Annotated in this window: 9 protein-coding genes; 2 read left to right on the top strand and 7 right to left on the bottom strand. The window is 71.6% G+C overall.

Annotation, left to right across the window (positions count from 1 at the left end; genetic code table 11):
- From ABIA38_RS06405 to ABIA38_RS06380, 6 genes are all read right to left on the bottom strand, one after another.
- Positions 1-1899, bottom strand: a complete 1899-nt coding sequence (locus ABIA38_RS06405; protein WP_424637445.1) for an ABC transporter ATP-binding protein — start codon at positions 1897-1899, stop codon at positions 1-3.
- Positions 1896-3629 (bottom strand): ABC transporter ATP-binding protein, encoded by a 1734-nt coding sequence (locus ABIA38_RS06400; protein ID WP_424637444.1) that lies wholly within the window; start codon positions 3627-3629, stop codon positions 1896-1898. The genes ABIA38_RS06405 and ABIA38_RS06400 overlap by 4 nt, the downstream gene beginning before the upstream one ends.
- 469 nt (positions 3630-4098) lie before the next feature.
- Complete coding sequence (locus ABIA38_RS06395) at positions 4099-4332, bottom strand: hypothetical protein (protein ID WP_424637443.1); 234 nt, start codon at positions 4330-4332, stop codon at positions 4099-4101.
- Positions 4333-4459: 127 nt separating this feature from the next.
- The gene (locus tag ABIA38_RS06390; RefSeq protein ID WP_424637442.1) at positions 4460-5380 is read right to left on the bottom strand and encodes a branched-chain amino acid transaminase; all 921 of its coding nucleotides are present in this window, start codon (positions 5378-5380) and stop codon (positions 4460-4462) included.
- A gap of 198 nt (positions 5381-5578) precedes the next feature.
- Complete coding sequence (locus ABIA38_RS06385; RefSeq protein ID WP_424637441.1) at positions 5579-7933, bottom strand: FtsX-like permease family protein; 2355 nt, start codon at positions 7931-7933, stop codon at positions 5579-5581.
- A complete protein-coding gene (locus ABIA38_RS06380) occupies positions 7930-8646 on the bottom strand; it encodes an ABC transporter ATP-binding protein (RefSeq protein WP_424637440.1) in 717 nt (238 codons plus the stop codon). The genes ABIA38_RS06385 and ABIA38_RS06380 overlap by 4 nt, the downstream gene beginning before the upstream one ends.
- Positions 8647-8807: 161 nt before the next feature.
- Here ABIA38_RS06380 and ABIA38_RS06375 point away from each other — a divergent pair, with 161 nt between their 5' ends.
- Together ABIA38_RS06375 and ABIA38_RS06370 are read left to right on the top strand one after the other, a co-directional pair.
- The gene (locus ABIA38_RS06375; RefSeq protein ID WP_424637439.1) at positions 8808-10124 is read left to right on the top strand and encodes a sensor histidine kinase; all 1317 of its coding nucleotides are present in this window, start codon (positions 8808-8810) and stop codon (positions 10122-10124) included.
- Positions 10125-10289: 165 nt separating this feature from the next.
- Positions 10290-10988 (top strand): response regulator, encoded by a 699-nt coding sequence (locus tag ABIA38_RS06370; RefSeq protein ID WP_424637438.1) that lies wholly within the window; start codon positions 10290-10292, stop codon positions 10986-10988.
- On the opposite strand, the gene ABIA38_RS06365 is transcribed toward ABIA38_RS06370, so the two are convergent.
- A complete protein-coding gene (locus ABIA38_RS06365) occupies positions 10934-12358 on the bottom strand; it encodes a PLP-dependent aminotransferase family protein (protein WP_424637437.1) in 1425 nt (474 codons plus the stop codon). The genes ABIA38_RS06370 and ABIA38_RS06365 overlap by 55 nt on opposite strands.
- Positions 12359-12484: the final 126 nt, after the last annotated feature.

Genomic DNA, 12484 nt, shown 5'->3' with positions numbered 1-12484 from the left:
CTAGATGATCTCCGCCACCGGCTGGGCGAACTGCGAGGCGTACAACCGGGCATAGGCCCCATTCGCCGCCAACAGCGAGTCGTGGGTGCCCTGTTCGACGATCGAGCCGGACTCCATCACCAGGATCACGTCCGCGTCGCGGATCGTGGACAACCGGTGGGCGATCACGAAGCTGGTCCGGCCCCGGCGCAGCGAGTTCATCGCCTTTTGGATCAGCACCTCGGTACGGGTGTCCACCGAACTGGTCGCCTCGTCGAGCACCAGGATCTGCGGCTCGGTCAGGAACGCCCGGGCGATGGTGAGCAGTTGCTTCTCGCCCGCGCTCAGGTTGCCCGCCTCGTCGTCGAGCACCGTGTCGTAGCCGTCCGGCAGGGTGCGCACGAAACGGTCCGCGTGGGTGGCCCTGGCCGCCGCGACCACCCGCTCGCGGGAGACGTCGCCGACGCCGTAGGCGATGTTGTCCGCGATCGTGCCGCCGATCAGCCAGGTGTCCTGGAGCACCATGCCGATCGGCGCGCGCAGGTCCTCCCGGGCCATCCCGGCGATGTCCACGCCGTCCACGGTGATCCGGCCGCCGGTCACCTCGTAGAACCGCATCAGCAGGTTGACCAGCGTGGTCTTGCCCGCGCCGGTCGGGCCGACGATGGCCACCGTCTGGCCGGGGTGTACCTCCAGGTGCAGGTCCTCGATCAGCGGCTTGGCCGGGTCGTACCGGAACGAGACGCCCTCGAAGGCGACATGCCCGGTGACCTTCTCCAGGCGCACCGGCGGCTGCGGGTCGGGGGACTGCTCCTTGGCGTCGAGCAGCGCGAAGACCCGCTCGGCCGAGGCGACGCCGGACTGGAGCAGGTTGGACATCGCGGCGACCTGGGTGACCGGCCCGTTGAACTCGTAGGAGTACTGGACGAAGGCCTGGATGTCGCCGAGCGTCATCGCGCCGGAGGACACCCGCAGGCCGCCGATCACCGCGATCAGCACGTAGTTGAGGTTGCCCACGAAGGCCATCGCGGGCTGGATCAGCCCGGAGATGAACTGGGCCTTGAAACCGGCCGCGTACAACGCGTCGTTGTGCTTGTCGAAGGTCTCGGCCGACTCCTTCTGCCGGCCGAACACCTTGACCAGCGCGTGTCCGGTGTACATCTCCTCGATGTGCGCGTTGAGCTTGCCGGTGTTCGACCACTGCTTGATGAACTGCGGCTGGGCGCGCTTGCCGATCGCCATGGTGACCACGATCGAGGTCGGCACGCTGATCAGCGCGACCAGGGCGAGCAGCGGCGAGATCCAGAACATCATCACCAGCACGCCGACTATGGTCAGCACCGAGCGGACGATCTGGCCCATCGCCTGCTGCAGGGTCTGCGCGATGTTGTCGATGTCGTTGGTGGTGCGCGAGAGCACCTCGCCGCGCGGCTGCTTGTCGAAGTAGTTCAACGGCAGTCGGGACAGCTTGGTCTCGGCCTGTTCGCGCAGCCGGTAGGTGGTGCTCTGGACGATGGTCGCGGTCAACCGGCCCTGGACGAAGGAGAACAACACCGAACCGAGGACCACCACGAAGGTGGTGATCAGGATGGTCCGGACCTGGCCGAAGTCGATGCCCTCGTGGCCGCGGACGCCGGTGAAGATCGCGTCGGTGGCCTTGCCGAGCAACCGCGGGGTGAGTACGGCCAGCCCGACGCCGGCGATGCCACACAGCAGGAGTGCGTACAGCCGTTTGCGCTCGGGCGCCATCATGCCGAGCAGCCGCAGTCCCGAGGCCTTGAAGTGCATCGACTTCTCCGTCGAGGCGCCGCCCATCAGGCGCGCGGCGGGCCCACTGCCGGGCGGCGGGCCGGGGCGGCGGGCCGGGACGGCGGCCTCGGTCGAGTCGTCCGAGTGGGTGCTCTCTTCGGTGGTGGTCACGCTGCCTCCTCCTCGGTGAGCTGGGACAGCACGATCTCGCGGTACGTGTCGTTGCCGGCCATCAGCTCGGTATGCGTGCCGGTGCCGACCACCCGGCCCTCGTCCAGGACCACGATCCGGTCCGCGTGCCGGATGGTGGCCACCCGCTGGGCCACGATCACCACCGTCGCCTCGGCGGTCTCCGCGACCAGCGCCGCGCGCAGCGCCGCGTCGGTGGAGTAGTCGAGCGCGGAGAACGAGTCGTCGAACAGGTAGATCTCCGGTTTGACCACCAACAGCCGGGCGATCGCCAGGCGTTGCCGTTGGCCGCCGGAGACGTTGCCGCCGCCCTGGGCGATCGGCGCGGCCAGCCGCTCGGGCAGTGCCTCGACGAACTCCCGGGCCTGGGCGATCTCCAGGGCCCGCCACAGCTCCTCGTCGGTGGCGTCCGGATTGCCGTAGCGCAGGTTGGAGGCGACCGTGCCGGAGAACAGGTAGGGCTTCTGCGGAACCAGGCCCACCGTGCGGGACAACAACGCCGGTTCGAGTTCGCGGGTGTCCACGCCGCCGACCAGGACCGCGCCGTCGGTCACGTCCAGGAGCCGGGGGATCAGGCTGAGCAGTGTGGTCTTGCCCGCACCGGTGCTGCCGATCACCGCGGTGGTCTCGCCGGGTCGGGCGATCAGCTCGATGCCGCGCAACACCGGCTCCTCCGCGCCCGGGTAGCAAAAGCTCACGTCGCGCAGCTCCAGCCGGCCGTGCGCGTGCAGCGCGGTCACCGGTGCCTGGGCCACGGTCAGGCTGGTCTCGGTGTCGAGTACCTCGGTGATCCGGTCCGCGCAGACCGCCGCGCGCGGAATCATCATGGTCATGAAGGTGGCCACCATCACCGAGGTCAGGATCTGCATCAGATAGCTCAGGAACGCGACCAGCGCGCCGATGTCCATCGACCGGTCGCCGATCCGGTGGCCGCCGATCCACACGATCACGATCGCCGAGGTCTCCCACACCAGCAGCACCGACGGGTACATGCAGGCCAGCAGTCGGCCGAGGGACAGCGACACGTCGCGGATCTCGGCGTTGGCATCGGCGTAGCGGGCCTGTTCGTGGCCGTCCCGGCCGAACGCGCGGATCACCCGGATCCCGGTGATCTGTTCGCGCATGATCCGGTTCACGTTGTCGATCCGGTCCTGGAGGATCCGGAACAGCGGCGGCATCGCGCGCACGATCCAGCCCACCGCCAGGATCAGCGCGGGCACGATGAGCAGGAACAGCAGGGACATCGGGACGTCCTGGTTGACCGCCATCAGGATGCCGCCGAAGCACATGATCGGCGCGGACACCATGATGGTGAGCCCGAGCAGGGCCAGCACCTGGATCTGCTGTACGTCGTTGGTGGTGCGGGTGATCAGCGACGGGGCGCCGAACTGGCCGACCTCGCGCGCGGAGAAGGTCTGCACCCGGTTGAACACGGCGGCGCGGATGTCGCGGCCTACGCCCATCGCGATCCGGGCGCCGAAGTAGACGGCGAACGCGGCGCAGCCGATCTGGATCAGGGTGACCCCGATCATCACGCCGCCGACCCGCACGATGTAGCCGGTGTCGCCTTCGACGACGCCGTTGTTGATGATGTCGGCGTTGAGGGTGGGCAGATAGAGGGTGGCCAGCGTCTGCACCAGTTGCAGCAGCACCACCAGGCCGATCGGCTTGGCGTAGGGGCGCAGATGGTCGCGCAGCAGTCGGATCAGCACGAGGTCCTCTTCGGGTCGCGGGTGTACGGCCGACCCGGGTCGGCCGCCGTACACGCTCTCGGGGCGGGCTTCGTGCGGGGCGTCGGCCCGAGCCGCGCGTCGAGGACGCGTCGCCGGGGCGGGTCCGGTATTCGACGGTAGTGCCCGAGCCGGGGGCGGTCGATGGGATTCTCCGGAGTGGCCGGTCGGCGGTGCGCGAGCATCCCGGCGGCGGTCGATGAGGTGTGCATGGCGGATCTCCCCGAGTGCGGTCGAAGGTGCCGAACGCGGGCCCGTCGACGTCGTCGCGGGCGGCCTGGGCACACCGTAGGACTTCAAGTCGACTTGAAGTCAACGTCGAGGTCCCGGGCCTGCCGCCGCGCGCGGCCGTCGCCGGCCCGTTGGGCACCGTACACAGAAAAGCGGCCCGCACGCCCCGAGGGGTGTGCGGGCCGCGGTGCCGCCGGTCGGGTGGATCGGCGGCCGTGGGTCAGCGGATGGCGGCGAACGACTCCGAGACGTGGAACGCGACCAGCTTCTCGCGTCCACAGTCGTCCTTGATCACCACGCCGGAGACGGAGCGGTGGGCCGCCACGACGCCGTGGTGGTGGCCGCGGCCGTGTTCACGGCCGTGTTCGTGTTCGTGCGCCTGGGCGGTACCGGCGCCGACGAAGGCGAAGAGAGCGGCGCCGGCGACGGCGATCAGCGGGGTACGGATACGCATTGTCATCTCCCATGCGGTGTGCGTAAGCAGGACATGGGCGCAGATATCCGGAACGGCGCAATAGTATGGGTAATTGCCGCCATTCGTGGTAGCCGAGGGCCGTCGCCGTGGCCCGTTCGGCCCGCCGCTACGGGTGCACGAAGGTGAGCCAGTGTGCGTACCGCTGGTCCGTTCCGGTGACCGCTCCGGCGTATGCCGCCTGGAGCTTGCGGGTGAGCGGCCCGGTGCCCAACTCGCGGTCGTCCAGCGAGGCGACCGGGACGATGCCCGCGGCGGTCCCGCAGACCAGCACCTCCTGGGCGGTGTACAGGTCCGAGCGGAGCAGATTGCCGACCCGCACCTCCACCCCCAGGTCGGCGGCGAGGGTGAGCACGGTGTCCTGGGTGATCCCACGCAGCGCGCCGGCCTCGGCGGGCGGGGTGTACAGGACGCCGTCGCGCACCGCGAAGATGTTGGCCGCGGTGCACTCGCTGACGTAGCCGGCCGCGTTGAGCAGCAGCGCCTCGTGGTAACCGGCCTGCAGCGCCGCGGTCTTGGCCAGCGCGCCGTTGAGATAGCCGGCGGTGGCCTTGGCCGCGGGCGGCAGTGCGTTGGGGTCGTTGCGCCGCCATGAACTGGTGGCCAGTCGGATGCCCTGCTCGCTCGTGCCGTCGCCGAGATAGGCGTGCCACTCCCAGCCCGCGATGCTCACCTCGATCGGCATCCCGGGCCGGAAGGCCGGCCCCATCTCGCCGTAGCCCACATGGGCGAGATGGCGCAGATAGCACGCGCTGTGCCCGTTGGCGGCGATCAGCTCCACCGTCGCGGTGCGCAGCGCGGCCAGGTCGTACGGGATCTCGAAGCCCAGGATGCGCGCGCTGTCGTGCAGCCTGCGCAGGTGGTCGTCGAGCCGGAACACCGCCGGGCCGCGCGGGGTCTCGTGTGCCCGGGTGCCCTCCAGGACGCCCGTCCCGTAGTGCAGCCCGTTGCTCAGGACGTGCACCTTCGCGTCGGCCCACGGCACCAGCGTGCCGCCCATCCAGATCCAGTCCGCCTCGGTCAATGCCATCGCTGCTCCCGCCCTGGTGCGCTCGTGCGTGCTCGCCGGGTCGGCCGCCTTCCCGAGGGAGCGATCGACCTTGATCAAGTGGCTTGTTGACCGATATCTCGATAAGCCACTTGATGGGTGGCACATTAGCCGCGCCGGTAGCAATCCACTAGGGCCGTCCGCAGGTTGGTCACCCCCGTGGGTCGTCGCCGCGAGCCCTCACTCCGCGCGCAGTACGGTGGCGAACCGGGCCCGGGCGGCCCAGATCGCCGGAGCCGCCGCGCCGAGCACGGTCAGCGCCACGCTCGCCGCGAGCAGGCCCGCGTACCAGGGCACGTCGTACACCGCGATCATCGAATCCGGCAGCCGCAGGTCGGCGGTGCGCGCCATCGCCGGCGCCACCGCGTGATGCAGCGCCACGCCCGCCGGGATGCCCAACACCCCGCCCACCACGCCGACTCCGGCCATCGACGTGAGCACCATCGCCGCGGTCTGCCGCGGCGTCATGCCCACCGTGCGCAGGACGCCGATCGAATGGGCCCGCTCGCGCGTATCCAGCACCACCGTGTTCAGCACGCCCAGCGCGGCGACCACCGCGAGCAGCACGGTGAAGGTGGCGACCAGGCTCAGCATCACCACGACCACGTCATCCGAACGGGCGGTGGTGGACGCCGAGTGCGGGGCCAGGCCGAGCGCCCGATTCGTGTTCAGGTGCCTTGCGTAGGCCCCCGGATCGGTACCGGACGTCACCTGCACCTCGAACATCGTGGTCGCCGGCGCGGGCCGCACCTCTCCGAGCGTGCCGACGTCGGTCAGCACGGTGTTCTCCCGATCGGCGAACACCTCACCGACCACCCGCACCGCGATCCGCCGACCGCCGACGTCCAGGGCCAACGTCCCGCCGACCGAGGTCCCGGTCGAGCGCAGCAGCGCATGCGGCAACACCGCCTCGCCGGGACTGCGGAACCAACGGCCGCTCACCACGGGATAGCCGACCCAGGACGCATCGCCGGCATAGGCGTCGACATCGACCCCCTCCGCCCGCCCCGGCACCGCCGCCGACACCCGGGTCAGCGCGGCGAACCGGCGAGTGCCGGGGTCCGCGCGGAGCGCCGCGGCGACCGGGGCGGGGTCGACCGGGGGGATCCCGGCGCCGGACTTGTCGATCGTCCCGCCCCTCACGGGCGACTTGCCCCCGCCGGCGTCCTGCCGCAGATCGACGGTGACCGGTACCGCGTCGGCGCGGTTGAGGGCGTGCTCCGCGCGGGACAGGGTGCTGCCGAGGCCGACCGCGAAGGTCACGCTCACCGCGCCGACCAGCACCGCGCCCAGGGTCAGCGCGGTCCGGGCAGGCCGGGCGAACGACCCGGCCAGGCCGAGGGACGCGGGACGGGGGAGGCGGGTACGGCCGAGCCACCGGCCGACCCGATACCCGTGTCCGGCCCGTGGCGCGCGTCCCGTACCCATCGCGGTGATCGCGGACAGCCGCGCGGCGCGCAGCGCCGGCAGGAACGCGGCAACGCCGACCACGGCCATCGTGCCGACGAAGGCCGCCGCGTCCACCCACAGCGGCACTCGGCTGGTCGACGGCACCCCGAACGCCCGATCCGCGCTCGGCAGGAGCGCCGACGCCAACTCGTGCCCGGCGCCCAGGCCGACCAGTGCACCGACCAGCGCGGGCAGCACCGCCTGGGCGACGTAGACCGCGCACACCTGGGCGGGCGTGAAGCCGAGCGTCCTGTGAATGCCGATCGTCCGGAACCCGGCCACCACGGCCGCGCCGACCACGTTGGACACGATCAGCACGGACATGGCCAACCCGAGCGCGGCGAAGGCCAGGACGAACGGGACGAACAGCGCCGAGTCGCCGGCCGCTCGATCCCGCGCCCGCAGGTAGGAGGGGGCGGCGAGGACGGTCCCCGGCGGCAGTGCCCGGGTCACCTCGGCCACGTCGTCGCGCACCTGGGCGTCGCTGCTCCCGCCCTTGAAGCGGTAGAGCACCTGGCGAGTGGGCGGATCGGCGTCCGGGCCGAACCCGAGCGCCTGTTCGGGGGTGACCCAGCCCCGGGCGGTCTCGGTCACCGACCCCGCGAAGCCGACGATGGTCAACCGGGTGCCGCCGACGTTCAGCACGTCGCCGAGCGTGTGCCCGGAGGTCTGGGTGAGTACGATCTCGCCCGACGCGCGCACCCAGCGCCCCGAGTTCACCACCACACGATCCACCGGCCCGCCCGGATCGGCCCGGCCGACCACCGCGAATACGGCGCCGTGGCCGTTGGCTTCCCGCGTCACGATCCGTACCTGCGGGAACGGGCCCGCGAACGCGGCGACTCGGCCGAGCGCTTCGGTCGCGCGGAGGCGCTCGTCCCCGGCCCGGTCCGGATCGGTGGTCACGGCGGCATGCGCACCGTGCAACCGGGCGAAGGCACGATCGAAGGGGCCGTGCGAGGCGGCCGACAGTCCCAGGCCGAGCACGGCGGTCGCGGTGGAGAGGAGGGCGACGACGAGGATCACCACGGTCTGCGGGCGGCGTCGGGTGATCGCCCGCCAGGCGATGGCGCGGACGGCGCTCATCGGGCGCTCCGGTCGTTACCGGGGGCGGTGCGGGCGGCGGCCGGCGCCGGGGCCAGATCGCCGTCGGACAGGTACAGGACGCGGGTCGCGCAGCGCGCGGCGGCCGCCGGGTCGTGGGTGACCACGATCAGGGTCTGCCCGTCCCGGTTCAACTCGCCGAACAGGTCCATTACCTTGCGCCCGGTCGCGCTGTCCACCGCGCCGGTCGGCTCGTCGGCGAGCAGCACCGGTGGCCGGTTCATCAGCGCGCGGGCGATCGCGACCCGCTGCCGCTCACCCCCGGACAGTCGGGCCGGGTAGGCGTCGGCCTTCGCGTCGATGCCCAGCAGGCCCAGCAGTTCGCCCGCGCGCTTGCGCGCCCGCCCGGCCGGGACCCGGTCGAGTTGGGCGGGCAACAGCACGTTGTCGAGCGCGGTCAGGTCGTCGAGCAGGTTGAAGAACTGGAACACCATTCCGATGTGCACCCGGCGGAATCGGGCCAGGCCGGTCTCGGACAGATCGCCGAGGGCGGTGCCGGCGACCGTGACCGTGCCCGAACCCGGCCGGTCCAGGCCGGCGATCAGGTTCAGGAGGGTGGACTTGCCACTGCCGGACGGCCCCATCACGGCCACCGCCTCGCCCTCGCCGACGTCCAGGGACACCTCGTGCAGGGCGGCGGGACCGGTCCCGCCGTAGCGCTTCGTCACGGCGTTCAGCCGCACCACATTCGTCATGCCCCGGACGCTAGGAGCGGGCGGCGGGGGCGGTCGTCCACAGCTCGGGGCATCTTGGTTGGCTCGTCTGGGGGACCCGGTGGCGGGTAGCTCGCTCGGGGGACGGCGGACGGGCCGCACGAAGGATGTGGCCGGCCTCGCCGGCGGGCGACAATGCCGGGATGAGCGGTGGGGCCGGGACGAGCAGCGCAGTGCGGGCGGCGTGGTGGGGGCGCCGGTTGGCCGAATTCCTGCGTCGACCGGGACCGTTCGGGGTCGACCTGCTGCTCGCGCCGTTGGCGATCGGGGCGGCCCTGTGGATCGACCTGAACGACGGCGGGCGTGGGCAACTCGCCGGTGGGGCGGTGCTGGTGTTGCCGCTGCTCCTGCGGTTGCGCGCGCCGGTGCCGATGCTTGCGGCGCAGGTGCTCGTGGCCTGTACCACCTCGGTGGGCGCCGATGCGGTCAACCGGACCGGGACCGGCGTCGTGTGGCTGTTGATCGGTGCGTATGCGGTGGCGGTGTACCACCGTGGCACGGTCTCCGGAATCGCGGTGCTCGCGGCGGCTGCGGTCGCGTTGGCGGTCCGGTTCGAGGGGGACCAGCTGCTGGTCTTCACGATCATGGCGCTGGTCTGGCTGTTCGGTCGCCGGGTGGCGAGTTGGCGCAACCGGGCCGGCGAGATGCACGAACGCGCGGTGCGGGCCGAGCGGGAACGCGACACCGCCGCACGGCTCGCGGTGGCCGAGGAACGTGCCCGGATCGCCCGGGAGTTCCACGACGTGGTCAGTCACACGGTGAGCGTGATGGTGATCCAGTCCGGCGCGGCGCGCACGGTGCTGCGGACGAACCCGGACGCCGCCGAGACGGCGTTGCGCGTGGTGGAGGCGGGTGGACGGGAGGCGATGGCGGAACTGCGGCAGTTGCTGGGGGTGTTGGCGGTACCGGAGGGGGATTTGCCGTCGGGGGTAGTGGGTGGGGCCGGGGTTGAGGTGGGTGTTGGCGTTGGCGTTGGTTTCGGGCTTGGGTCTGGAGTCGAGGGGTGGCTCGGGCCGCTCGGCGACGACGGCGGGTCGGGGTCGGTCGCGCCGCTCGAGCCGCAGCCGGGGGTCGATCGGCTGCCCGAACTGGTGGGCCGGGTACGGGACACCGGGCGCGCGGTGGAGGTGGTGATCGAGGGCGACCCCCGCCCGGTATCCGCGGGAGTGGACCTGGCGGTGTACCGCGTGGTCCAGGAGGCGCTGACCAACGCGCTGAGATACGCCGGGGACGCCGCGATCGGGATCGTGTTGGCCTATGGCGCGAGGGAGGTGACCGTGGAGGTGGTCGACGACGGCAACGGCGCGGCGGATTCCGGCTTTGCCGACCGATCCGGGCTGGGACGTGGGCTGCTCGGGTTGGGCGAGCGGGTCGGCATGTACGGCGGCGAACTGCGTGCGGGCCCGCGACTGACCGGGGGCTACCGGGTGTTCGCCCGGATCCCCTTGGACGCAGAGTGAGTTGCGGTTGCGTTGCACTTGGCTTGGGAGGGTTTGCTCGCCCGCTCCACCCGTTGCGTTCGGCTCGATGGCTGCGGGATCGCAGGCTTCGGGGCGGGCTGGTCCGGCCTTGCGGCCACCTTGGGTGGCTGCGCGGGATGGTTGCGGAAGGGGAGTGGTGGTGCGGTGTCGGGCCTGCGGGTTGTGGTTGCCGATGATCAGAGTTTGGTTCGGTCCGGGTTCGGGCTGATTTTGGGGGCACATGGGATCGACGTGGTGGGGGAGGCCGCGGATGGGGACGAGGCCGTGTCGGCGGTGCGCCGATCGCGGCCCGACGTGGTGTTGATGGACATCCGGATGCCCGGCCTCGACGGTCTGGAGGCCACCCGGCGGATCGTCGCCGACGGTCCCACCGCGCTCGACGGGCGGCCCTGCCGGGTGGTCATCCTCACCACGTTCGACCTGGACCACTACGTCTACGCCGCGCTCACCGCCGGGGCCAGCGGGTTCCTGCTCAAGGACCTCACGCCCGAGCAACTGGTCGCGTCCGTACGCCTGGTCAGCTCCGGGGACGCACTCCTCGCGCCGACCATCACCCGCCGCCTGGTCGCCCGATTCGCCCGCCGCGACGCCGCGCGCCCGCATGCGCATCGTGAGCTGGCCACGCTGACCCCCAGGGAACTGGAGGTGCTTCGGCTGCTCGCCCGTGGTCTCAGCAACGCCGAACTCGCCGAGACGCTCCAGCTCAGCCGGGAGACGGTCAAGACGCATGTCACCCGGATCCTGGGCAAGTTGCGGGTGCGTGATCGGGTCCAGGCGGTGGTGCTGGCCTATGAGTGCGCGCTGGTCACCCCCGGCGACGCCGAGGGGACCGATCCGGCCTGACGGGCTTCGCGCCAGGCCGCCGCGAGCAGGCCCACCGCCTGGGAGAGCACCGGTTCGGGCCACGCGTAGCTGAGGCGTACGTGGTCGGCGGCGGCGCCGGAGATCGGGGCGAAGACCGCGCCCGGGGATACCGCGACGCCGTGTCGCAGTGCGGTGGCGACGAACTCCTCGCCGTCGACGCCGGGCAGCCGGGCCCACAACGACAGGCCGCCGCGCGGCGGGATCCACTCCCATTCGGGCAGGTGCTCGGCGAGTTCGGCGGCGAAGTGGTCACGGCGGCGGGCCAGCGTGGCGACCCATTCGCGGACCCGGGCCGGGCGGTCGGCGTCGCGCAGCAGGTGGATCGCGAGTTGTTGGTCCAACGTCGAACAGGCCAGGTCGGTACGCTGTTTGGCCTCGATCAGGAGGGCGTGTACCCGGGCCGGCGCGGCGACCCAGCCCAGGCGCAGGCCGCCCCACGTGCTCTTGGACAACGAGCCCAGGCAGATGGTGAGTTCGGGGGCGTGCGCGGCGGCCGAGGCGACCGGGCCGTCGGTCAGCTCGACGAGTGAACGATCCTCCACGAGCAACGTGCCCTCCGCGACCGCGACTTCGGCGACCGCTCGGGTGCGCCGGGAGGAGACCACCGCGCCGGTCGGGTTGTGTACCGGGAGGGAAAAGACGTACGCGGGCCGGTGTCGGCGGATCGCCGAGCGCAGGGCGTCCGGATCGAAGCCGTGCCGGTCGCCGGGTACCGGGATCGCCTCGGCGCCGAAGCGGTACGCGGCGGCGAGCATCCCGGGGTAGGTGGTCGACTCGACCAGGATCCGGTCGCCGGGTCCGAGCAGCGCGTCGGCGACCAGGTGGATCGCCTGCTGCGCGCCCGAGCTGATCACGATGTCGTCGGCGCCGAATCCGGCGGGCAGTTGGTGGGCGGCGATCAGGTCGCGCAGCCGTGGGTCCCCGGCGGGGGCGTAGCCGTCGGAGGGGCGGGAGTCGAGCAGGTCCTCGACGCGCAGCGAGGTGTGCGGCAGGAGAGTGGTGTCGGGTACGACCGATTTGGCCAGGTCGACCACGATGGTGCCCTCTCGCAGCCAGCGGGCGAAGGTGGGGCGGCCGGCGGGACGTACGTACGAGCCGCTGCCGTGGCGGCGTTCGACCAGGCCGATTCGGGTCAGGGAGAGGTAGGCGGACGCCACGGTGCCTCTGCTGAGCCCCAGGGCTTCGGCGAGGGCGCGCTCGGAGGGGAGTTTGGTCTCGGCGAGCAGGTCACCGGCTTCGACGAGGTCGCGGAGGGCGTCGAAGAGACGTTCGCCGCGGGACCTGCGTTCGTTGCGGCGGGGGTGGCCCATACGTTCCGCCAGTACGACGGCGAACCGGTCGACCTCCACGAATTGCTCCCTCGACGTGCGGATCCTTGCCGCGTCGATGGTTTCACGCTTCGGGTGGGCGGGTGGTGTGTGTCCTCAAACGCCGGATGGGCTGGGTTGGTTGGTTGGTTGGTTGGGCTTGGGTGC

Source organism: Embleya sp. AB8, from assembly GCF_049739465.1.
Lineage (GTDB): Bacteria > Actinomycetota > Actinomycetes > Streptomycetales > Streptomycetaceae > Embleya.
The sequence above is the reverse complement of the archived record's forward strand: the minus strand, read 5'-3'. Positions and strand labels throughout refer to the sequence as shown.

Coding starts and splice junctions, on each gene's coding strand:
- ABIA38_RS06380 (WP_424637440.1), bottom strand. CDS start 8,646: ATGACGAATGTGGTGCGGCTGAACGCCGTGACGAAGCGCTACGGCGGG.
- ABIA38_RS06385 (WP_424637441.1), bottom strand. CDS start 7,933: ATGAGCGCCGTCCGCGCCATCGCCTGGCGGGCGATCACCCGACGCCGC.
- ABIA38_RS06390 (WP_424637442.1), bottom strand. CDS start 5,380: ATGGCATTGACCGAGGCGGACTGGATCTGGATGGGCGGCACGCTGGTG.
- ABIA38_RS06395 (WP_424637443.1), bottom strand. CDS start 4,332: ATGCGTATCCGTACCCCGCTGATCGCCGTCGCCGGCGCCGCTCTCTTC.
- ABIA38_RS06375 (WP_424637439.1), top strand. CDS start 8,808: ATGAGCGGTGGGGCCGGGACGAGCAGCGCAGTGCGGGCGGCGTGGTGG.